Raw genomic sequence first — 21,548 nt, forward strand, 5'->3', positions numbered from 1 at the left:
ACGGCGCAGATCCTGCACTTCGCCGCTTGTCGCAGCGCGGGCAGTGTCGCCGGCCAGACGGCGCTTGCCAGCTTCCATGAACTCTTTCGACCATGTGTAATATAGGCTCTGGGCGATACCTTCCTTGCGGCAGAGTTCGGCGATACTATCGTCACCGCGCAAGCCCTCCAGCACAATCCGGATTTTATCCTCGGCTGAAAACTGCCGACGCGTCGCTCGGCGTATGTCCTTCACCACCGCCTCGGCTGGCTTTTTGGCGACTGAGTGTTTTGCTCTCATCTGCGTTCCTTCGTCACTACGATGAGACCAAAACACTCCTTAATTCGCAACCTCAAATCTGTGCCATAGGCGCTGACGGGGGACAGGAATTTATGGCAAAAGCTTCGGTAGCGAAGATCAGCGGCATGTTATTGGCCGCCACCGCAATGGTCGGAAGCCCAGCCTTCGCCCAAAGCGGACGCGGCGGCGAGCAAAATCTAAATGGTACGATCAGCAATTCGAGCCCATCAAATGACGGGCGTCGCTATCAGGTTCGTACGCTAACATTTGAAGCCGGAAAGCGCTATTCCATTGGCGTGACCAGCGATGATTTCGACACCAAGCTACGCTTGTCGTTCGCGGATGACAATGATGAGACATTGGCCGAGGATGATGATGGCGGTGACGGTACCAACAGCTATTTGGAATTTATTCCTGCGCGGACTGGCACCTATCGGGTTCGGGTGTCATCCTATAATGACAATATGGGCAGCTATGTCCTGAAAATTAAAAATCTGCCGCCTTTGCCAGCGTTGTTACGCCCCAATCCCGTGAGCACCAGCACCGTTGTATTTAAGCATTTCACCGGTGAATTGTCATCATCTGATGCCGTCGTACGCAATCGCCGTGTGGATGATTATCTGTTCCGCTTCGAAGCAGGAAAGCAAGCCTTCATCTATATGGACCGCGATGGTGAAGGTCTGGATCCGCATTTGTCGGTATTTGCCGAAAATGATCGGAACGGAAATAATGAAATTGCCAGCGATGATGACGGCGGTGATGAAGTGAATGCATTTATTAGCTTCGTTCCAGAAAAAACAGGCAATTATATCGTGCGTGCATCGAGCATTGGCGATGAAAGCGCATCAGGGCGATACACATTGCGTGTTGGTCAACAGCCTTAATCGTATATCATCATAAAAAGGCCGTAGTTATCAGAAACTATGGCCTTTTTATGGGAATTTTTGCTGAAAAATTGCTGCTATAGCATGATGGTCGCGCTGGATACGTGGCCGGTTCCGCACAGACGCAGCTCATATTGCCCATGTTCAAATCGCCACCCGTGGGACAGCGGATCGCGATAGCGTAAATCCTCTAATTTGATTTGCAGTCTAGCTAGGCGCGTTTCTCCGGCGCATAAGCTCAACCGCGTGAAGGCCTTCAGCACATATGGCCACCGCTCAATTCCGCCGGGCGTGCTGATATAGGCGAAGAGGATTTCATCGCTGCGAATGGGGGCGTTATTGGTGATCTGGATCTCAACCTCTATTGCGTCATGGGTGCGGTGAAGTTTCAAACCGCCTTGACTGAAGGACGCATAGCTCAGGCCGTGGCCAAAGGCATAGCGCGGGACGCTGTTATCGCGGGCGAATTTCCCATAGCCATGCCAATAATCATAGGTGACCTGCGTGGCGTCGCGGTCAAAATAGGGATAATGGGCGGCGTCACGGGCAACGGTGAAGGGTAGCCGTCCCGACGGACTGATTTCGCCGAATAACAGGTCGGCCAAGGCATGCCCACCTTCCATCCCGCTGTAAAAGCTTTGGAATATTGCGCCGACTTGGTCCCGCCACTCCTCGACCATCACGGCCGATCCCGCAACGATCGTGACGATAACCGGCTTTCCCGTTTTCGCCATGGCGTGGATGAGCGCAATCTGCTGTGGGGGCAGCGACAGCGATGTGCGGTCCCCGCCAATGGAGGGGCGTCCTTCGCCGTCTTGGCCCAAGGTCAGGTCGCCAGGGATGAACTCGCCCTCTTCGCGTGCGGTGTAACCCGCGACGATCAGCACAGCATCGGCGGCGTTGGCGGCGGCGGCGGCGGCTTCCAGATCATCTTCATCGCCGCGCAAAATGGCCTCTTGGCCCAATTTTTCTTCCAGCGCTGCCAAGGGTGTGACCACATAGGGTGGGCGAACGCGGCTGGACCCGCGATCACCCGTATTTTCCTGATCAGCCAATTTCCCAAGCACCGCAAGGCGGCCGATCTTTTTGGCGTCAAGGGGTAGTATCCCGTTATTTTCCAGCAGGGTGATGGATTTTTCTGCTGCCTCGCGGGCTAGGGCGATATGCTGAGGGTTGGCGACCAAATCTATGCCATATTCTGGGCGTGGGTCCGGCGCGCAGGCGAAATGATATTGGGTGCGTAAAATATTGCGGCACGCCCGATCAATCACAAAGGGCGCGATATGGCCAGCCTCAACAGCGGTCAACAGCTTGTCGCCCCAAATTTGCGGTTCGGGATTTTCAATGTCCAGCCCCGCCGATACGGCATAGGGCTTGTACAAGCCCATCACCCAGTCGCTGTGCACGAAGCCCGAAAAACCCCATTCACCGCGCAAAATGTCGGTCAACAGGCCATGGTGCTGGCCGCAATATTCGCCATTAAATTGGTTGTAAGCGCTCATTACCGTCGCAACGCCGGCGTCCAGACATATTTTGAAATGTGGCAAGTAAATTTCGTGCAACGAGCGCTCGTCGATGCTGACATTGACGCTGAAGCGTGTGTTTTCCATGGAATTGAGCGCGAAATGTTTGACCGTCGCCATGACATTCTGGCTTTGGATGCCCAGCCCCAAGGCGGTTCCCATCGCCCCCAAATGATGCGGGTCTTCGCCATAGGTTTCTTGGGCGCGCCCCCAAGCGGGATGGCGAAGCAAGTTGATGCAAATGGCCCCCGACAAGTCACAGCCTTGGGCCCGCATTTCCGTGCCCATCACAGCGCCAATGCGCATTTCCAAATCTGTGTCAAAGGTTGCGCCGCGCGCCATTGTACAAGGAAAACAAGTGCTTTGACCGCGCGCGACCCCGCGTGGTCCGTCAGAAAAATAGATGGGCGGAACCTTTAGTCGCTCAATGCCGCTGCCTGCCCGATAGGGGCGGGCACCCCATAAGCGTCCATCCTCGACAAATTCTTGGAAGAAGCCACGGCCCGATAACATGGCGATTTTTTCGCCAAGCGTGGCTTCGGCCAATATGGCGTCGACTATATTGTCTATCCATTCGGGCGATGCGCCGCGGCGCGGGGAATAATCATAATCATAGGCGGAGGTTAGGGTCATGGCGAAGGCCTTGTTACAATAGAGAAGCAGAGAGGGGCGAACGCGTACGGCGACGGGACAAAGCGCGGACAAGGCGGTTGTGGGTATGATTATCGAGCGGATAAAAGGCGATAATGGCACCCGCCATGATGGCCGCGACCGCGGGTGCTAGGCCGGTCATGGCTTGAATATAGCCAATGGTTTCGGGGGATTGGGTCCGATTGGGTTGATATCCCGCCAGATCGAGCAAAATGCCGATCATACCTGTGCCCAGCCCCAAGGCGACCTTTTGGGTAAAGGCCAAAAAGCCCACCAACGCCCCTTCGGCGCGCACGCCGCTTTGCCATTCCCCAATTTCGACGGTGTCCGGCAGCATCGACCAAAAGCTGAGGACAAAGGCGGCGTTGCCAACCCCATTTATCGCCAGCAACGCATAAAAAAATAGGCCTGCTTTGGGCGCGAAGGCGAAGATGAGGATATTGGCGGTGGAGCCCAGACATACACCGCACAGCCACACGGCACGCTTGCTGGTGCGCCGCGTCACCATGACCCATGGGATCATCGCCAGCGCCGCAGCGGTCAAGGATATGGTCAGACCGACGGTGATGCTATTTTCATTACCAGCATGATATTTCATATAGTAAAGCAAAGCCTTGCCGCCCATTGTGTATCCAATGGATCCGATCAGCGTTGCGGCCAGCAACAGCAGAAATGGGCGATTGCGACGGACCGCGACCATCATGTCCCGTAAATTGGAGTGGTTGGTATCTGCCACGTTCGCCTGTTCGTGGGTGCGGGCAAAGCAGACAAGCAGCACCAGTGTCGCGATTAAGGCATAGATTTGGCTGACCCGCAGAAACCCGTCTTCGCCGCCGCCGAACTTCGTCACCATGGGCAGGGTGGCGGCCGCCAACAAAAGCCCCGTCAAAATGGCGAACATCATACGCGCACCCGCCAATCGCGATCGATCCATGCTGTCGGTGGTCATGCGGGCGGATAGCGCCACATAAGGAATATTCACCACCGTATAGACGGTTCGGAATAAGATATGGGCGACCAAGCAAAAGAGCGCGAGGGCCGGACCTTGAAGCCCCGTTGGCCAAAACATGGCGATGAAAGACAGGGCCAAAAAGGGTGCGCCATATAAAATATAGGGGCGATAGCTGCCAAAGCGGCTGTGCGTGCGGCTGGCGATAATCCCCATGGCTGGGTCTGTAACACCTTCCCACACCAGCGCGGCCATGATGATCAGCCCCGCGACGGATGGCGAAATGCCCAGAACGTCCGTGTAAAAATACAGCAAAAACAACGAACAAAATGTGAAGTAGAGATTGAACGCCAAATCGCCCGAGCCATAAGCGATGACGCGGCCTAGGCCCAATTTTTCGGATGCGTCACTGCTTTGTTGCTCGCCCGCCATCGCTCTCTCTCCGCTTTTATCATGCAGAGCCTAATCAATGACGGCGGCAATTTCTAGATTTTTATCCAGATGGAGAATTATATGTGCGCGGACATCAGGCCCGGCATGAACAGTGTAACGATAACATCCGAATATTGTTGGATAACTTCTTCGGATAATGCGTCTATGCCATGGCTGTGTTTCGCTTCGGCAGCGATGCTGAACAAGGTTTGAGCCGCCCCCGTCATGGCATAAAGCATCAGGACAGGATCAATATTGGGGGCTACGCCCTTGCCGATCAAATCCTGCCAGCGTGGCAAAATGTCGTCATGGCTAGGGCGAATAAATTTACGGGACGCCCATTCCAGTCGTTCATTGTCACGGAAGCTTTCCTGAACCATCAGGCGGGCGTGCTCGGGATGATCGGCGCAATAACGCACATATCGACGTAACGCTTTTTCTGTTGCTTCTTCGGTGGATAGATTCTCTTCTTCAGGCGGAACCTGAAGAATTTGGGTGGCGCGTTGAAACAATTGCCGGACCGCCTCTCGCCACAAATTATCCTTGGTACCGAAATGATATTTGATCAAACCATGTTGCACACCAGCTGCCTCGGCAATGTCGCGTACGCCTACGGCGTCAAAGCCGGAACGGGAAAATTGTTGCAGAGCTTCGTCAAGGATGCGCTGTTTGGTTGCAAGACCTCGGTCTTGGACGCGTTTTTTGGGTGCGGGCGTGGCCGGCAACTGGCTTCTCCGTTGATCGTCTGCGATATCGCGGTCGATTGTCATGCTTACGCGGCAAATATGGCCCTGTGCAACGCTGATGATGCGCTGAACGGCCATTTGCAATTGGGGTGATGTGCCGTCAGCGTGGTCGCTACGGCATTGGTTCTGCTTTGGGGGCGGGCTTGGGCGAAGCGATGGGTATTTTTTCGGGCGCGACATGCCTTGCCAAGGGCTCAAAATTTGCACGGGCCCGCTCAAAACGTGCGCGCATGTCCTTCACAATATCGGGGTGGCGCGCCGCGATATTGTAATTTTCCGACGGATCTGCTCGCACGTCAAACAGCAAATTGGCCCCCATTGCCGCCAAGGGAATATCATATTCGCGGTAATAGCTGCGCGCGACAAATTTCCACTGATCGGTGCGCACTGCGGCGACTTTTTCATTGTCGAATAGCAAGAGTTCATCATGGGGGCTGGGGCCGCCGTGATGCAGTATCTGGCTGATATCTTTGCCATCTATGGCCACATTGGCGGGCAGGGGGCGGCCAGCCAAGGCCGCGAGGGTTGGCAGAAAATCAATGTTCATCGTCAGGGCATTGCTGGTGCTGGCTGGGGCAATACGGCCTGGTGCCCATGCAACCAAGGGCACGCGATATCCGCCGTCCCAGCCTGCGCCGCCTTTTCGGTCGCGCAAGGGGCCGCTGGAGCCTTCAAACCATGGACCATTGTCGGACGTGATGAAAACATAGGTGTTTTCCGCCAGCCCCAATTGTTCCAACTGCTGGCGCAGCGTTCCGACGCGGGCGTCGATTTCCTCTACCACATCGCCATAATCGCCCGCCGCGCTATGGCCATGATGGTCGGGATGGGGGTGTAGCGGAATATGCGGCGCGGTCAGGGCGAGCATCAGGAAGAAAGGCTGATTTTGGCTGGCGGCGACAAATTCGCCGGCGCGGTCGAAGAAACGCTGGGTAAGGCGGACCATGTCCACATCTTCTTGCGTAAATTCGACGCCATCGCCCGCGCTATACAGCGATAAAGGCTTCATATCATGGCTGTATGGTAAGCCGAAAAACAGGTCAAAGCCTTGGACGGTCGGCGGCCAATAGGGGGCGACATGGCCCAAATGCCATTTGCCGATCAAGGCAGAGCGGTAATCCTTGCCCAACATTTCGGCTATGGTCACTTCGCTGGGGGGAAGCCCATTTTCATCATTGGCCTGAATGACTTGCCAACCAAGTCCCGTGCGAATGGGATAGCGTCCGGTTAACAATCCCGCCCGCGACGGCGTGCAAATATTGGCCGAAGCATAAGCATCGCTCATCAGCAGGCCGTCTTGGGCCATGCGATCGATATTGGGGGTTTTGATAGCGCGGCTGCCCGTCACAGACATGTCGCCATAGCCCAAATCATCGGCCAAGATGATGATGAAATTGGGCGGCTTGACGGATGATGGCTGTTTCGGTTTCGCCAGTGCCATGGGCGCAAGCAGCGCTGCCCCCATGGCGGTAATAGAAGCCATTGCGCTTCGGCGGTCCCATTGGGTCATTAGAAACGAAACTCCACGGTTGCGCCAATTTGGCGGTCGGCGTTCATCGGGAAAAACTGGGCTTGGCCACCGGTATCCAGCGGGGTGTCATAAATCATTTCAACAAAATGCTTGTTGGTCAAATTTTTGCCCCACAGCCATGCTTTCATCCGGTCATCTCGCAAGGACAGGCCGATTTGTGCATCCCACAGGCCATAGCGCCGTTGAATGGAATTGGGGTCCAAATCCAGCGCCAAATAGGTGGAGCTGCGATAGGCATAGCTGATCTGGCCGAACAGGCCGTGGCCGGCTGGGCTGATCTGTGTTTCATAGCGCAGCGTGGCATTGCCCGTGAATTTGGGGGCCATAGCCAAGGCCTTGCCCGTCAAATCCTGACGTTTTTGTGCGCCAAAGACTTCACATCCTTGCGAAACGCTTTGCCCAAAGAAGCAAGGCGCGCCCACAAAGTCGGTATATTTGGCATCGGTATAGGCTGCGCCCCCGCTTAGCGTCAGGCCTGCGCCGAAATCGATGTTCACATCCGCTTCAACCCCGCGTGTGCGCAGCGACCCCGCATTGATGACGTCAAAGACAATGGTTCCGGTGTCGGACGTGCCAATCGCTTGGGCCTGAAAATTGTCGAAATCGGTATGGAAAAGCGCGATGTTCAAGCGAACGCGCCGGTCGAAAAGCTGGGTCTTTATGCCCAGTTCATAGGCTGTTGGAGTTTCCGGTTCGACGGTGCGAAGCGCCGCAACATCCAGCAAAGGATTGAATCCGCCACCCTTAAACCCGCGGGCGATGCTGCCATAAATTGTCACTTCATCGGACGGCATATAGCGCGCACCCATGCGCCACGACCAAGCCTTGTCTGTTCGGGTCCGGCTTTGCAGCGGAATGGGGGCTGCCGCAGCGCCGGTATTGGGCAAAGTATAGCGGCGGAAGCTGGTTTCCAATTTCTCATGGGTATAGCGTAAGCCACCGAAAATATTGAATTTATCGCTTATATTCAACGTCATGTCGCCAAAGGCCGCGATATTTAGCGTATCATTTTTAACATCAATTGCCCGAGACAAAACTGTCGTCAGCGGAACAAAGTCAAAGCTGCCCATTTGCGAATTTTGTAGGTCATAATCTTGATCGAACAGGAACAGGCCCGCTACCCATTCGACATTCTGCTTGGCAGGCGACGTCAGTCGCAATTCCTGCGTAAATTGACGCTGGGTGCTGGTCCCCGCATTGTGGTTCAGCACCGCTGTGGCGCGTTGGTCGCTATCGCTATTGTCGATGGTGTCCCATTGGCGCACTGCGGTGATCGACGTCAATGTTAGGCCGCCGGATGTCTCGACGTCAATTTGTCCGGAAAATCCGTAATTTTCCTGTTTGATAAAGGTTTGGCCATCCAGCAAAACATCCCGGTTGTTGGGTCCGACGGTGATGCCAGCATTTGTTAATTGGGTGCGAATATCGGCATTGTTCCCAAAGCTGCGGATGGTCCACATGCAACAGTCCGCGTCGCGTTTGTTATAATCGCCCGCCAGCAGCACGCGGACATGGTCGGTGGGTTCCCACAATAGCTTGCCGCGAACACCCCATTCGTCGCGGTTGTTCAATTTGGACCCATTGTGCACATTGTTGATATAGCCGTCACGCGTCGTCCGATAGGCGGAGGCGCGGATGGCCAATGTGTCGGTCAGTCCGCCCGTGACCACGCCGCGCAGCACAAATTCGTTCCGCTCGCCATAGCTGGCCTGAACGCGCCCGCTCCAGTCATAGCTTGGGTCGTTGGTGACAATGTTAAGCACACCCGCCGAGGCATTTTTGCCAAACAAAGTGCCTTGGGGTCCGCGTAAAATTTCAACGCGGGCCACATCGAAAAAGTCTGTCAGGCCTGCGCCCTGTCGGCCCAGTGGGACGCCATCGACGACAATGCCGACGGACCCCTCGACCGCCGAGGAGAAATTATTGGTGCCTATACCGCGAATGGAAATGCCTGCGCCGCGTGGATTGCTGCTGCCTTGAAAGGAGAAGTTGGGGGTGGAGGTCTGCAACTGCGATATTTCGGTGATGTTGCGGTCCGTCAACTGTTCCCCGCTAAGAACGGCGACGGACACCGGCACCTCTTGCAAAGACTGGGTGCGCTTTTGCGCGGTCACGATGATGTCATTGTGACTGCCGCTGCTGTGCGGTCCGTCGGCTTGATTTCCTGCCTCTTGTGCAGCGGCGATGCTGGGCATCATGACCGAGCATAGCAACATAGTAAGTGCGCGCATATTTCACCCTCCCAATTTTTATCCACTTGGATAGCTATTTTTGTGCGCGGCTGTCAATTGGTGGAGGAAATTTTAAATATTATTAAAAATCAGTTATATATTTACATTTTGCGTAATTTGGATGAAGTTTTCTTTTCGCGACTTAGCAACACTATTGGGGATCGCGGCACGTAGGTGCTGCCGCCATTGGGCGGGACAGGCTTCACCCTAGGGACCTTCGAAACACCATTTTTGCCGCGCAGAATGATAGGATTTAGATAGCCAGTGACAGGGGCATGTCAGCAATCTTGCGCTATACCATGTATTTGGAACGCGGAACGGCCGGTAAAACATGGTTGCTGATGGAATATCGCGACCCCGTAGCCTTTGAAAAATCCGAAGATTTCAAGGGTGTTTTGCGTCCACGTCTGTTGGCAGAAAATGCGACCTATGCGGCATTTGATCGCACCAAGGATATGCTCCGTAAAAACGGCCCCGAAACGATGGCGCGTTACCGCGAACAGCCACCGCCGTTGCTGCCAAAACTGCCGTCTTATACCCCGCAGCACCGTGTTGTTGGTGGTCTGCGCATTGTTGGCAGTGAATTGAAAAATGCTGTGCCGCAATTGGCCGCAGCCGTTGCCCCATTCCACCCCGAAGCGAAAATGGCGACGAGCCATATTCCGTCCAGCGAAGGTGGTATTGCTGGTCTTTATATGGGCGCATCGGACGTTGCCCCCATGGGTGACGACGCCAAGATTACCGACATGATGCCTTTCTATAACACATATGGTTATATGCCGATCGAAATTTCGGTGGCCACCGGTGGTTATGAAAAGCGCGGTTCGCTGTTCGCTTGGGCTATTGTGGTCAACAAGAATAATCCGCTGAATGAAATTTCGGTGGACCAACTGGAACGTCTGTTCGGTTCGGAACGTACCGGCGGTTGGGAATTGTATAACGGCGACTATAAATATAGCTCGCGTCTGGCTTTAGACCGTTCCAACCTGATCCGCACTTGGGGCCAGCTTGGCATTCGCGGTGCAATGGCCAATAAAGAAATCGAAACCTTCGGTCATGTCGCCCCTGGTTTCTCGATCGCAATTCAGCGTCAGTTGCTGAGCTGGTCGCAAAAGATGAACCCGAATTTCCGCGAATATGTGGAAGCGAAGCAAGCTGTTCCTGGCACTGAAAATGATATCGGCAGCACCGCAGCTTTGGCGGATTTGTCCAAGAACCCCAATGCCATCGGCATTGCAGCTTTGATGCACGCCAAAAACTATCCGGACGTAAAGGTTCTGAAAGTGATCCCACGTGGCGGCGGCGCTGCTGTTGCCTTGACGCCGGAATCGGTTGCAGGCCGCACCTATCCGTTGATCCGTGACGCATATTTCTATGTCAATAAAGCGCCCGGCCAAGCTTTGGACCCCAAGGTGCGTGAATTCATGCGCTTTGTCCTGAGCCGCGAAGGTCAGGAAATCATGGCGCGCGTGGGTTATTATTACCCGCTGACGCCAGAATATTTGGCCGAGCAATTGAAGAAGCTCGACTAATATGATGCAGCGATTGGCTATCCTCTGTGCCTCGGTTTCGGTTGCAATGCTCAGCATTGCGACCGGACCAGCCTAAAGTGCCGAAGGCGCATCTTGTGCCCCTTCGGACACGGTCAGTGGTACAGAGGCTGGCCAACCAATGCCAAGCGGAGCATTTGGACGCTGGACGTTACGGGATTTCGCCGACAAAAAGCGACCGTCGGTGGATATAGCAAGAAGTGGGACCTGTCCGACCTGCCGATTTATCGCCCGACACAGCAACTGAGTGGCAAGCTGCGCATTTGGGGCCGTAACTATTTAAAAGATGGTCCGCGTTGTGGATATTGGGCAAGTGAATTCAATAAGTTACACCTGAATATCGAGATTGAATATAATTTGCCAACCGCCGGTATCGTGGTACCAAGCGTTGCTGGTAAAGTGGCGGATTTGGGCGTCGGGCGTCCGGCGACATTGATGGATCATCTAACCTTTGAACAGGTATATAAATATCCCGCCACCGAAATTAGGGCCGCGAGGGGGTCTTACGATGTTTATGGTTGCTCGCCCAGCTTTATCATTCTGGTTCACAAAGATAATCCGATCAGCCGGATCAGCATGAAGCAATTAGGCGGTGTGTTCGGCACGGCGCGCAACGGCGGATATAATGGCAGCGTCTATCGGCAGGGGCACGAAATAGCAGTGCCCCCACCACCGATGCGGATGCTTTGTCCAAAGCACGCGCCATTGGCAATCGCGGTCGTGCCGTGAAAATATTTTATACCCCTAAATTCAATATATCAGAACTAGGACCTTATGTTCCACAACAACAGGTTCAGGGAGGTGTAAGGCAATGGGTAAATAATTATCTGAGCGACAGCGGGTTGATGGACGTGTGGCAGGAGGAGTTTCGCCGATATCATCCGCAGATTGAAGTTGACGATAATTTATACAGTTCCTCTATCGCCTTTCCTGGGTTGATTTCCGGCGCAGCGGATCTCGCCCCGATGGGGCGGCAAGCCTTGTGGGATGAGTTAAAAGGCTTTGACGGCGAAGGCGCACAGGGCGGCGATGAAGGCGTGGGGGCCGGCGAGGTTGTTGAAATCATCATGGCCACAGGGTCGCATGATGTGCGCGGATGGACCTTTGCGCTGGGTATTTTTGTTCACAAAGATAATCCCATTACCGGCCTGACGATGGAGCAATTGGACGGCATATTGGGCAGCCGCCGCGACGGAGGCTGGGACGGGCTGACATGGGATACCAGTGTAGCGCGGGGATCCGAGAGCAATATTCGGACATGGGGCCAGTTGGGCGTCAAGGGGGCTTGGGCGAACAAGCCGATCACCGTTTACGGTTATAATGCGAAATATCATTTCAACGACGAAATTGACAAGAAAGTGTTGAAAGGGTCTGGCAAATGGAATGAGGAAATGCGCGCCTTTTCCAATATGGCGGGCCTGAACGTAGACGGGTCGCTGACCGCTGGCGGTGAATTGATTATCAATGCCTTGGCCAATGATAAATATGGCATTGCCTATACGGGTAAGCCATTTTTAAACGCGCAAACAAAATTGCTTCCCCTGTCGACGGATGGCGGGAAAACTTATGTTCCGTTGGAGTTGGACCGCGTTCAGGATCGCAGTTATCCGTTGATCCGCGATGTTTATTATTATTTCCGCCGTGAAAAGGGCAAACCTGTTGATCCCAAGATCAGGGAATTTCTACGTTATGTCCTGAGCCGCGAGGGGCAGGCGGCCATTCAGGCAGACGGAAAATATCTGCCGCTGACCGCCGAAGTTGCCGCAGCCCAATTGGCGAAGCTGGATTAATGCGTTGGCTTTGGGCCATGGCCGCCGGATTGGGACTGGCTCATGGCCAACCCGCTCTGGCGGAGAGCAGCATGGAAATTTTGGGCGATCATCCCGCATTGCGGGTGGTGGATGATTTTTCGCCCTATCAACCAAGCGGTCCGGTTTCGGGAAATCTGCGTATTTGGGGCATGGCAGCTTTAAGCGCGATTTTATGGGGAAATTATTGGCCAGTTGGGTTGACGAATTTTCCAAACATCACCCGAATGTCACGTTTGAAAACCGGATGTATGGCACGGCCTCGGCTATCGGTGCCCTATATAGCGGAGCAGCGGATATTGCGATTTTGGGCGAAGAAATCAGCCCCGCTGCGCTGCGCGCGTTTCGTCGCGCGAAAGGATATGACCCGACGGCAATTGAGGTCGCGACTGGCAGCGTTGATGTGAATTTTTACGACTATGCCCATATGATTTTTGTGCATCGGGATAATCCGATCAAGGGCATGACGCTGAAGCAGTTGGAGGCGGTTTTTGGCGAAGAAAATCGGCGCGGTGGCGGGCCTGTTCGTGATTGGGGCGGATTGGGGCTGAAGGGACAGTGGCGAGGCCGCGCTATTCAACCCTATGGTTGGAAAACCGATGTGGATTTCGCCTTGTTTTTCCGTGAGCGCGTATTGGAAGGCAGCCATCGCTGGAACGGCGCGATGCGGGCATATGAACATGCTGTGGGTGCAGATGGCGCGCAGGTTGATCATGGGCAGCGCATGGTGGATGCGCTGGGCGATGACCCCAATGGTATTGCCATTTCCAATATACGCTATCGCAACGCCGATGCGCGGCCTCTGCCACTTGCATGGACCCCAGAGGGGCCGTTTGTCGAAGCCACGCCGCAGAGTTTAATAGATCGCAGCTATCCCTTGGTTCGATTGATACCCGCTTATGTTGATGTGCCGCCCGGCCAAGCGATGAAACCCGCTGTGCGTGAGTTTCTACGCTTTCTCCTAAGCAAAGAGGGGCAGAAAATCCTGATCCAGCATAGCGGATATCTGCCGCTTGGTGCGGAATTCCAGCGGCGCGAGCTAGGAAAAGTGCAATGAAGCGGCGCTATTTCTTGGCGGCCTCGGCCTTTTTGCCCAGGATGATATCCACGCCTTCATGGGCACAGACTTTGGCGCCGCCCGCCCATAGCCAGCGCGGACGCTTGCGTTTGGCAGGAACACCGGCCATGGCCGCCGTGCTGGCCGCTTGGGGCCAAGCATTTCGTAGCGACCATCCCAACATTGATGTCACCATCGATATGCGGGGAAGCGACATCGCGATGGCAGGCCTCTATACAGCGACATGCGATTTGGCCTTCATTGGGCGCGACGCCACCAAGTCCGAGGTACAGGCCTTTGAGTGGGTCTATCGCTTTCGTCCCAAAGGAATATCGATATTGTGCGGCAGTGTTGGCACGGCGGGCTGTTCGCCCGCATTGGCCGCATTGGTGCATCCCACAAACCCCGTCTCATCGTTGACGATCGATGATCTGAGGGCGGCATCTGGCGATCATGCGCGGCGCGCGCGGCGTTGGGGCGATTTGGGATTGCGCGGTATATGGGCGAAGCGCCCAATCCATCTTTATGCGCCAGAAGCAGAAAGCGGGACGGGTCGCTATTTTCGCGCCAAGATATTGGACGATAGCAATCGGATGGCATGGGCGAATATGCGGGAATATCCGGTGGCTCCGCGCCCCGAAACTGCCGAAGCCAAAGCGGCCGCCGATATGCAGCGCGCCATTGCGCGCGATCCACATGCGCTTGATAGCTGCAACGGGTTCGCGCTCATAATACATGGCATAGCCAGTCATGACGCCGCCCTTTTTCTGCCCGTCCATATTGGGCGAAATATAGGTACGGGTATAGCCGGCATAGTCGTCAGCAGGGATTAGTGCTTCGTAATGATTGACGACATAGGCTGCGTTGGGATCGGCCTTGGCGCGGTCATCAACCAACAGGTCGGCGCGTCGCACCACCAAGTCATTGCCTAGCTTGGCTTTGGCTTCGCCCGACCATTTGTCAAAGGCCGTGCCATTTGGAAATTCAACAACCGCAAGGCTGGTAAAACCAACAGGACCTTCTTCGCTGGGCTTGGATGTCAGCAGCAAAACGTCGCTGATCTCGCCCGCTGTGCGTGCGGCGGCCAATTGCTGGGCGTAATCAGCGGGGGCTGATTTGCCGACAGGCTGGGTGATCAGGGCGTAGGCTGGACCGCTTTCTTCTGTTGTTGCGGGGCTAGCGCCGTCATTTTGGGCTGTGTCCTTGCCGCCGGAACAGCCTGCAATCATCATGAGGCTGGCCATGGCACCCGTAAACAGCGCCGAGCGCCTTGTGAATGTCCGCATATATTTACTCCTCTCGTCCCAAATCAATCAACCGGACGGCAGCGATATTCGCTCGAACGTTGGTCAACGTCACAGCAGGGCGGATGGATCATCGTCGGCTTTGCTGCGCGCCTTGCTAAGCTGGCAGGATTTGCTGTCATTGGACTGTCACGGCGGTAAAACTTGCCATGGCAATGATTGATCAACGGATGAGTGTCAGTGAAAATTGGCTTGCCAGCTAGGGCGATTATATTTACATGTTCACTTTATGTTCTTTTTGAAGGGAGGGCGTGATGGCACTGAATTATGTTATGATAGGGTCGAATGATGTCGCTGTTTCGCGGCGCTATTATGATGCGATCTTGCCCCAAATTGGCGGGACCATCTTTGCCGATTTTATGCCACATGGTTTTTGTTATGAAATGCGGGGTGGGGGCCGAATTTGGGTCGCGCGACCTTTTGATCAACAAGCCGCTGTGGCCGGAAACGGGCAGATGGTCGGGCTGTTGTGCGGCAGCGAGGCGGAAGTCGGATCGGCGTATCGCGCGGCCTTGGCGCATGGCGGTAGCAACGAAGGCGAGCCTGGCCCGCGTCCCCACTATGGCCCCAATTTTTACGGTGCTTATGTTCGCGACCCCGATGGCAATAAGATGAGTTTTGTCTATTTTGGTGAAGCGGAATAGGATCGTTAATGCTGTGATGCGATTTGGGTAAGCCGTGCCGCATCCACTATTTGAATTTCGCCATAATATGTTGCGATCGCGCCTGCTTGGACCAGTGCCGCTAAATGGCCGTTGACGGATTTTCGGGACATGGCTGTCATTTCGGCAATGTCGGCCTGATTGGCAAAAACGCGCCCGTCCATAGCATTGGACAGCAGGCGTGCGGCAACGCGCGCTCGGGAGGATAAAATCAGCAATTGGGCCATCGCCCGAACCACCGTGTCCAACTGACCATAGAGCAATTGATTGATGGCACCGAAAATTTCGGGCTGGGTAAGAGCGATTTTGCTGATGGCGTCATCGTCCAGCATCAAGATCAAACTGGGGCGGGCAGCGCGAGCCGTGACAATGCGTTGGCCGCCGCCAGTGCTGCGGGATTGCCCGAGCACCGCACCTTTTTGAATTAAACCAATCAAAGCGGTGCGATCTGCATCGACGGCGACCTCTAGTCGTACCGCGCCGTCCAAGATTGCTGCGAGGCCGGCGCGCTCATCCCCTTCGCCATAAATCCATTGCCCCTGATCAAATTGACGAGTTCGCGCGGATGCTAGAATTGCCAAGCGTAAAGGCGGAGGCAAAGCGTCAAACCATGGGCTGCGAATTTGGTCGGCACCAATCATCGGATAAGTGTAACGAATGTTACAATCATTGTCGATGGAGTGAGTAAGATCATGCCAACAGCATATGGGATATGGGAGAGAAATTCATGAGCATGATCACATTGAAACCATTGGCAGAGCATGTTGGCGCGGAAGTCGTCGGCGTTGATCTGGGCCATGTGACGGACGCGGACGTCGATGTGCTGCGTCGGGGTTTGGCGGACTATGGTGTGTTGTTTGCGCGTGACCAATCCCTAACGCCCGAGCAACATATTGCCTTTGCCAAGCGCTGGGGTGCCATTGATATTAATAATTATTTCCCCATTGACGGTGAATATCCTGAAATCGCGGAAGTGAAAAAATCGGAAACACAGCAAACCAATATTGGCGGCGCATGGCATACGGACCATAGCTATGATCAAATACCCGCTATGGGTTCAATATTGCTGGCACGTGAAACGCCGCCCAGCGGTGGCGATACGCTGTTCGCCAGCATGACGGCGGCTTTTGATGCTTTGTCCGAAGGAATGAAGGCGACGCTGCGGACGATGCGGGCGGTGCATTCTGCCGATCATATTTATGCGGCGGACGGTATTTATGCGCAAACCGATCAGGCCGATTTGCTGCGTGGTCATGATCTGCGCACCCGTGCGGTGCATCCGGTGGTGATTAAGCACCCCGAAACAGGGCGTGAGATTTTATATGTGAACCCCGCTTTTACATTATATTTCGACGGGTGGACGCGCGAAGAAAGCCTGCCATTGTTACAATATCTGTATCAAATTCCGCAAAATGAGGCGTTTCAATGCCGTCTGCAATGGGCGCCAGGTTCCATTGCCATATGGGATAATCGGTCCACATGGCATTATGCCATGAATGATTATCACGGCCATCGCCGATTGATGCATCGCATTACTTTGTCGGGATGCGAATTGTTCGGCGCATAATTTGATCGGTCGATGTTGGGACGGAGGCGGGCGGGGGCCTCCATCCTTTTCGCCGCTACCGCTGGCGACATCCGTTTCGTCCGTATGGGCGGATTAGAAAGACAGAAAGTCGGCGGGCAGGCGGGTTGTTTCGGCGGCCTGCGCCAGTGTTTGCTGGTCGAGTTCCGCTAGGAAAGCGCGCAGGGCCCGTTTTAAGATGGCGGTCAGCCCGCATTGCCCCTGCAAGATGCAATTTTCGCAGTCTGCCAGATTGAGGCAGGGTTCGGTCAGGCGCACAATTTCACCCAATGCAATGCTGTCCGCAGGGCGGGCCAGTCGAAACCCACCATGGCGGCCCCGCACCGTTTCCAATAGTCCCGCTTTGGCCAGTTCGTTGACCACTTTCATTGCATTATTTCGTGATATTCCATGCGCATCCGCCACAGCCGTGATGCCCAATAAATGGTCCGGATCATCGCCCGCCATCGCGGCGTGCAGCATGATACGCAGCGCATAATCGGTGTGAGCAGTCAAACGCATTTTATTCCCAATTCATAATCATGCATTTATATTGCATCTTTTGATTCATGCGTATACATGCATTGCATCTGCATGATTACAGAGGAACGCTTGTGACCACTTCTTTGTCCGAAAAAACCATCGCGATCGTCAAGGCTACGGCACCCGCACTGCAAGAACATGGTGTCGCAATTACCACCCGTATGTATGAACGCTTGTTTGTGAACGCCGAGGTCCGCAGTTTGTTTGACCAAGCGGCCCAAGAGTCCGGTGAGCAGCCGCGCCGTTTGGCCGCCGCGATTTTGGGATATGCCCAAAATGTGGATAAGCTGCAGAATTTAACCCCGGTCGTGGCCCGTATGGTAAAGCGCCATGTGGAAACGGGCGTGAAGGCCGAACATTATCCGTTGGTCGCCGATGCTTTGTTGCCCGCCATTCGGGATGTCTTGCAGGATGCCGCAACCGATGAGGTTTTGGCTGCGTGGGGCGAAGCCTATTGGTTTTTGGCGAATATCCTGATTGCGCAGGAACAAGATGCCTATGCGTTGCAAGACGCATAAATCGTCAGATATGATATTATGCGGCGATGGTACATTGGCGTCGCCGCATAATTTTTAATGGCAAAGATCGCCTTACTGGGCCGAAGATGGTCCGATATGATCCGAAAATAAGGCGCGCCAGCTGTCGCGGTGCAATTCCCAATAGTTGGACAGGCGGATGCTTCCGTCAGGGCGGGTGCTTTGACGTTCTCCGTTGGGGGTAAAGCCAGCCGCTTCGATAACGCGGGCAGATTTTACATTATCTTTGGCGGCGGTCAGGCCAATCAGGCGAACGCCCAAATGGTCGAACATCCACCCGAAACTGCGCGCGGCACCCATTTTCCCGCGTCCTTGGCCTTGAATATCCGCTCGGCTGGCCCCCGCCAATTCTGCGGCAGAGCGGTCTGGCCAAATGGTGAAATAGGAATAGCCTGCCACCTTGGAATCATCGTCCAGCGTGACGGCCAAAATTGCTTCTCCGCGCGACTGGCCTTCACGGGCCGTGGCAATCCAGTCCGCGATGATGTTGGGGGTAAATGGTCGAGGGAGGTCGTAAATTGGGTCTGACACATTGGGGTCGGACAGCAGGGCGATCAGTCCGTCGACATGATCACTGCTGGCGAGGTGATAATTTGTACCTAGCAATTGCAGGTCAGCGCTGCGCACCGCTGCGCGAATGGCCTGTGCTTCTTGGTCGCAGACGCTTAGGATGGTGGTTGGCGGCGCGCTCATGACGAGTTTTTATGCGGGGCTGGGCTTGGGGTGGCTGGGCGTTCCCTTACGACCAAAGTTTGGCTGGCGACACCAATGGGGCCATGCTCATCAAATAGGCGGGTGAGCGTGGTGCCAACGCCGCAGGATTGAATTTGGGTTTGCGCCATCACGCCAATCCATTCCCCCATCGCGGGGCGGTGCAAATGCACACTGAGGTCGGCATTGGAAAATAGATATTGCTGCGGCGAAATGACCCAACTGACACCGCTGCCAAAGTCTGCCGCAGCGGCGGCCCGCATAGCCGGGGTGTTTTCGTGGCCGCGTATCAGGGGGACGGTCAATCGAAACCACGCCGCAGCGGGGCCAGCTTGGTTACTATTGCCTTGGGCCAGACGGTGGTCCATGGCGCTGTGATAAAAAGACGTTCTGACTGGCATCCCTGGAATGACCAATGGCGCGCCGCATTGTGCGGGTAGCGGGGTCATGTGGGCGGGATCCCATCCGGCAACATCCGCAGGAAGCGATACATCCTGCCGCCGCACCAGCAAGGCATGCGCGCGGGCTACCAAAATGTCGCTAGCGAACAAGTCAATCGTCAGGCGGCAGGTCGAACGGCCAGAATGGACGTCGATTTGTGATGTCAGCGATGCGACCGGAACAGGTTTGATCAACTCTAGGCTGAGCCGCGACATTTGCCAGCCCTCATCTGGCATCGCTTGCTCTGCTAGATGAACGCATAGCGCCGCGGGAGCGCCGCCATGTTGCGCGCGCGGATCCCACGGGCCGCTGGAAAGCGCGGTTGCTTGCCAATTCTTGCCGTGGTGGACGAAAACACTATCTGGCGCGACATCTGTGCTGGGGGCGCTTGTTTCAGCCATGAAAAGCCGTGCCCAGCGTTTGCTTGCAAAATGCAATGATCGCATCATTGAATATATCATTGCGGTCGCCCGCGACCATATGTCCGGCACCGGCAATGTCGGCCACTTGTAGCCGTGGCAAGCGCGATCGAAAGCTGTCGATGCTCGCGTCGCTGACAACATCGCTGGAGAGGCCGCGCACCACCAGCACCGGAATTTCAGGTAAGGTGATGAGTGTGTTTGCGGCGGTGGGCAGGTTCCGCAAATGGCTGGATTGTGGGCTGCTGAGCATCAGCGGGTCCCAGTGCCAATATAGCCGTCCGTCATCCTTTAGGCGCAGATTTTTCATCAAACCGCTGGTGTCGCGGGTAGGGGGGCGATGGGGGTTGTAGGCGTTAACTGCTGCCGCAGCGTCTTCTATGGAGGCAAAGCCGCCATGGTGGCTTTGCATGAAGTTCAAAATGCGAGCAAGGCCGCTGGGTTCGGGTTCAGGGACGATGTCCACCAACACCAGTCCAGCGGGGCGCAGTCCTTCGTGAATGGCCTGAATGGCGGTGGCGCCGCCCAATGAAGCACCGACCAAAATGAAGGGAGTATCCAAAATATCGGTTACGGCTTTTAGGTCGCTGGCGCGATCGCTCAGCGAATAAGCGCCTTCTGGTGACCAGTCACTATCGCCATGGCCCCGCGCGTCAAAATTGATACATTGCAATCCTGATGCCGCTAAATGGTCGGCGGCTCGGTTCCAGCTATGGCGGGTTTGGCCGCCGCCGTGTAACAAGATCACGGCCGGAGCATGGGCGGGCCCGCGATGATCGGCGACGATGTTCAGACCAGCGGGTGAATGGATGATGCGTTGCTGCGCGTCGATTATGTCTTGAACTTGGTTCATTGTGGCAGCCCGTTCAGCTGAACAGGCTGCGAGTGCGCAAATTCTCGATCTACCATCTCGTTTTTAAGCATCTTCATCCTATCCCATCGCTTGGCAGTCTTACCGATTGGTAGGGACGTTGACTTACCGATCGGTAGGTGTCAAGCTATAGTCTATGGCTTCGGCTTTTCACCCTTCCGCATCGACCCGTGAACGGATGATCGACGAAGCGCGCGCTCTCTTTGCGGAACGCGGTTTTTATGGCGTCAGCATCGCGCAAATTGCTGCGGAACTGGGTCTGACGAAACAAGCCTTGCTTCATCATTTTGGCACCAAAGAGCGGCTATATGGATTGGTGTTGGAACAGATTGCGGAACAACTCATCAGCCTTCAACCTCGGCCAAACAGCGCAAGCAAGGCGGGGAAGGACGCGGAGGTGGCGGATTTGGGTCCCGCGCAGCAATTGCAGGACTGGCTGACTGCCATGATTTCGGATACGCCGTTACGCGTTGAACGATCACGTTTATTGATGCGCGAAATTTTGGATAATCAAGTGCGGGCCGAGCATGTGGGTTCTTGGTATCTAAAGCCTTTTTTGGACGAATTTACCGCATTGCTACGACGCGTACCAAGTTGGTCCTGTGCACCGGATGCGCAATTACAGGCTTGTTTGCTGCAATTGCTGGGCGCGGTAAATTATCACGCGGTGTCGGGACCGACTGTTAGGGGGATTTTCGGCGCAGAGGCTGCGTACCAAATGAACGCGGTTTTCGCACGCCAAATGCGGCAGATGGTGCAAGCCGTATTGGATGCCGGACCTGTGATAGATCAGTGACCTGATCGCTAGATGATGTCATGACGCTACGAAATTGATTTCTGTTTTCGCCATGCTAGG

The 21,548-nt window shown here is 55.0% G+C and carries 23 protein-coding genes; 11 read left to right on the forward strand and 12 right to left on the reverse strand.

Annotation, left to right across the window (positions count from 1 at the left end; all coding sequences use genetic code 11):
- Positions 1 to 279 (reverse strand): transposase (locus tag LKO31_RS00005; protein WP_227688021.1); only part of this gene is annotated, 279 nt, incomplete at its 3' end.
- A gap of 92 nt (positions 280 to 371) precedes the next feature.
- On the opposite strand from LKO31_RS00005, the gene LKO31_RS00010 reads away from it, so the two are divergent.
- The gene (locus tag LKO31_RS00010; RefSeq protein ID WP_227688022.1) at positions 372 to 1,163 is read left to right on the forward strand and encodes a hypothetical protein; all 792 of its coding nucleotides are present in this window, start codon (positions 372 to 374) and stop codon (positions 1,161 to 1,163) included.
- Positions 1,164 to 1,240: 77 nt separating this feature from the next.
- Here LKO31_RS00010 and LKO31_RS00015 read toward each other — a convergent pair whose 3' ends face one another.
- The 5 genes from LKO31_RS00015 to LKO31_RS00035 form a co-directional block, all read right to left on the reverse strand.
- Complete coding sequence (locus LKO31_RS00015; protein WP_227688024.1) at positions 1,241 to 3,319, reverse strand: beta-glucosidase family protein; 2,079 nt, start codon at positions 3,317 to 3,319, stop codon at positions 1,241 to 1,243.
- 13 nt (positions 3,320 to 3,332) lie between these two features.
- Positions 3,333 to 4,718 (reverse strand): MFS transporter, encoded by a 1,386-nt coding sequence (locus LKO31_RS00020; RefSeq protein ID WP_227688026.1) that lies wholly within the window; start codon positions 4,716 to 4,718, stop codon positions 3,333 to 3,335.
- A 77-nt stretch (positions 4,719 to 4,795) separates the two neighbouring features.
- Entirely contained in the window at positions 4,796 to 5,488 is a 693-nt protein-coding gene (locus tag LKO31_RS00025; protein WP_227688028.1) for a TetR/AcrR family transcriptional regulator, read from the reverse strand.
- Positions 5,489 to 5,576: 88 nt separating this feature from the next.
- The gene (locus LKO31_RS00030; RefSeq protein ID WP_227688030.1) at positions 5,577 to 6,947 is read right to left on the reverse strand and encodes a sulfatase family protein; all 1,371 of its coding nucleotides are present in this window, start codon (positions 6,945 to 6,947) and stop codon (positions 5,577 to 5,579) included.
- Positions 6,948 to 6,973: 26 nt separating this feature from the next.
- Entirely contained in the window at positions 6,974 to 9,226 is a 2,253-nt protein-coding gene (locus LKO31_RS00035; RefSeq protein ID WP_227688032.1) for a TonB-dependent receptor, read from the reverse strand.
- A gap of 275 nt (positions 9,227 to 9,501) precedes the next feature.
- Here LKO31_RS00035 and LKO31_RS00040 point away from each other — a divergent pair, with 275 nt between their 5' ends.
- The 4 genes from LKO31_RS00040 to LKO31_RS00055 all read left to right on the forward strand — a co-directional run bounded on the left by LKO31_RS00040 (position 9,502) and on the right by LKO31_RS00055 (position 13,641).
- On the forward strand, positions 9,502 to 10,758 hold the full coding sequence (locus LKO31_RS00040; RefSeq protein ID WP_227688035.1) for a PstS family phosphate ABC transporter substrate-binding protein: 1,257 nt from the start codon (positions 9,502 to 9,504) through the stop codon (positions 10,756 to 10,758).
- 93 nt (positions 10,759 to 10,851) lie between these two features.
- On the forward strand, positions 10,852 to 11,505 hold the full coding sequence (locus LKO31_RS00045; protein WP_227688037.1) for a type 2 periplasmic-binding domain-containing protein: 654 nt from the start codon (positions 10,852 to 10,854) through the stop codon (positions 11,503 to 11,505).
- Complete coding sequence (locus LKO31_RS00050) at positions 11,463 to 12,566, forward strand: PstS family phosphate ABC transporter substrate-binding protein (protein ID WP_227688038.1); 1,104 nt, start codon at positions 11,463 to 11,465, stop codon at positions 12,564 to 12,566. The genes LKO31_RS00045 and LKO31_RS00050 overlap by 43 nt, the downstream gene beginning before the upstream one ends.
- 193 nt (positions 12,567 to 12,759) lie before the next feature.
- Positions 12,760 to 13,641 carry a PstS family phosphate ABC transporter substrate-binding protein gene (locus LKO31_RS00055; RefSeq protein WP_227688039.1) on the forward strand — a complete coding sequence of 294 codons (882 nt, stop codon included), beginning with the start codon at positions 12,760 to 12,762 and terminating at the stop codon, positions 13,639 to 13,641.
- Positions 13,642 to 13,648: 7 nt separating this feature from the next.
- Here the strand turns inward: LKO31_RS00055 and LKO31_RS00060 are convergent, their stop codons facing one another.
- Positions 13,649 to 13,825: a hypothetical protein gene (locus tag LKO31_RS00060; protein ID WP_227688298.1), complete on the reverse strand. Its 177-nt coding sequence runs from the start codon at positions 13,823 to 13,825 to the stop codon at positions 13,649 to 13,651.
- Here LKO31_RS00060 and LKO31_RS15135 point away from each other — a divergent pair.
- The 3 genes from LKO31_RS15135 (at position 13,770) to LKO31_RS00075 (ending at position 15,589) form a co-directional block, all read left to right on the forward strand.
- Positions 13,770 to 14,474 carry a substrate-binding domain-containing protein gene (locus tag LKO31_RS15135; protein WP_407699223.1) on the forward strand — a complete coding sequence of 235 codons (705 nt, stop codon included), beginning with the start codon at positions 13,770 to 13,772 and terminating at the stop codon, positions 14,472 to 14,474. The two genes, LKO31_RS00060 and LKO31_RS15135, sit on opposite strands and share 56 nt — an antisense overlap.
- 409 nt (positions 14,475 to 14,883) lie before the next feature.
- The gene (locus LKO31_RS00070) at positions 14,884 to 15,108 is read left to right on the forward strand and encodes a hypothetical protein (protein WP_227688040.1); all 225 of its coding nucleotides are present in this window, start codon (positions 14,884 to 14,886) and stop codon (positions 15,106 to 15,108) included.
- A gap of 91 nt (positions 15,109 to 15,199) precedes the next feature.
- Entirely contained in the window at positions 15,200 to 15,589 is a 390-nt protein-coding gene (locus LKO31_RS00075) for a VOC family protein (protein WP_227688041.1), read from the forward strand.
- Between the two features lie 5 nt (positions 15,590 to 15,594).
- On the opposite strand, the gene LKO31_RS00080 is transcribed toward LKO31_RS00075, so the two are convergent.
- Positions 15,595 to 16,248 (reverse strand): Crp/Fnr family transcriptional regulator, encoded by a 654-nt coding sequence (locus tag LKO31_RS00080; RefSeq protein ID WP_227688042.1) that lies wholly within the window; start codon positions 16,246 to 16,248, stop codon positions 15,595 to 15,597.
- Positions 16,249 to 16,334: 86 nt separating this feature from the next.
- Between LKO31_RS00080 and LKO31_RS00085 the strand changes: the two genes are divergently transcribed.
- The gene (locus tag LKO31_RS00085) at positions 16,335 to 17,174 is read left to right on the forward strand and encodes a TauD/TfdA dioxygenase family protein (protein ID WP_227688044.1); all 840 of its coding nucleotides are present in this window, start codon (positions 16,335 to 16,337) and stop codon (positions 17,172 to 17,174) included.
- 93 nt (positions 17,175 to 17,267) lie between these two features.
- On the opposite strand, the gene LKO31_RS00090 is transcribed toward LKO31_RS00085, so the two are convergent.
- On the reverse strand, positions 17,268 to 17,693 hold the full coding sequence (locus LKO31_RS00090) for an RrF2 family transcriptional regulator (protein WP_227688045.1): 426 nt from the start codon (positions 17,691 to 17,693) through the stop codon (positions 17,268 to 17,270).
- 92 nt (positions 17,694 to 17,785) lie between these two features.
- Here LKO31_RS00090 and LKO31_RS00095 point away from each other — a divergent pair, with 92 nt between their 5' ends.
- Positions 17,786 to 18,232 (forward strand): globin domain-containing protein, encoded by a 447-nt coding sequence (locus tag LKO31_RS00095; protein WP_227688047.1) that lies wholly within the window; start codon positions 17,786 to 17,788, stop codon positions 18,230 to 18,232.
- Between the two features lie 72 nt (positions 18,233 to 18,304).
- Here the strand turns inward: LKO31_RS00095 and LKO31_RS00100 are convergent, their stop codons facing one another.
- The 3 genes from LKO31_RS00100 to LKO31_RS00110 are packed head-to-tail and all read right to left on the reverse strand — an operon-like array spanning position 18,305 to position 20,674.
- Positions 18,305 to 18,943, reverse strand: a complete 639-nt coding sequence (locus LKO31_RS00100) for a GNAT family N-acetyltransferase (RefSeq protein WP_227688048.1) — start codon at positions 18,941 to 18,943, stop codon at positions 18,305 to 18,307.
- Complete coding sequence (locus LKO31_RS00105) at positions 18,940 to 19,803, reverse strand: thioesterase family protein (RefSeq protein ID WP_227688050.1); 864 nt, start codon at positions 19,801 to 19,803, stop codon at positions 18,940 to 18,942. Before LKO31_RS00105 ends, LKO31_RS00100 begins: the two co-directional genes overlap by 4 nt.
- Positions 19,796 to 20,674 (reverse strand): alpha/beta fold hydrolase, encoded by an 879-nt coding sequence (locus LKO31_RS00110; RefSeq protein ID WP_227688052.1) that lies wholly within the window; start codon positions 20,672 to 20,674, stop codon positions 19,796 to 19,798. Before LKO31_RS00110 ends, LKO31_RS00105 begins: the two co-directional genes overlap by 8 nt.
- Before the next feature lie 154 nt (positions 20,675 to 20,828).
- Between LKO31_RS00110 and LKO31_RS00115 the strand changes: the two genes are divergently transcribed.
- Positions 20,829 to 21,488, forward strand: coding sequence for a TetR/AcrR family transcriptional regulator (locus LKO31_RS00115; RefSeq protein WP_227688054.1), 660 nt, complete (start codon positions 20,829 to 20,831; stop codon positions 21,486 to 21,488).
- Positions 21,489 to 21,548: the final 60 nt, after the last annotated feature.

The sequence above is a fragment of the Sphingopyxis yananensis genome (assembly GCF_020687785.1).
Classification (GTDB): domain Bacteria; phylum Pseudomonadota; class Alphaproteobacteria; order Sphingomonadales; family Sphingomonadaceae; genus Sphingopyxis; species Sphingopyxis yananensis.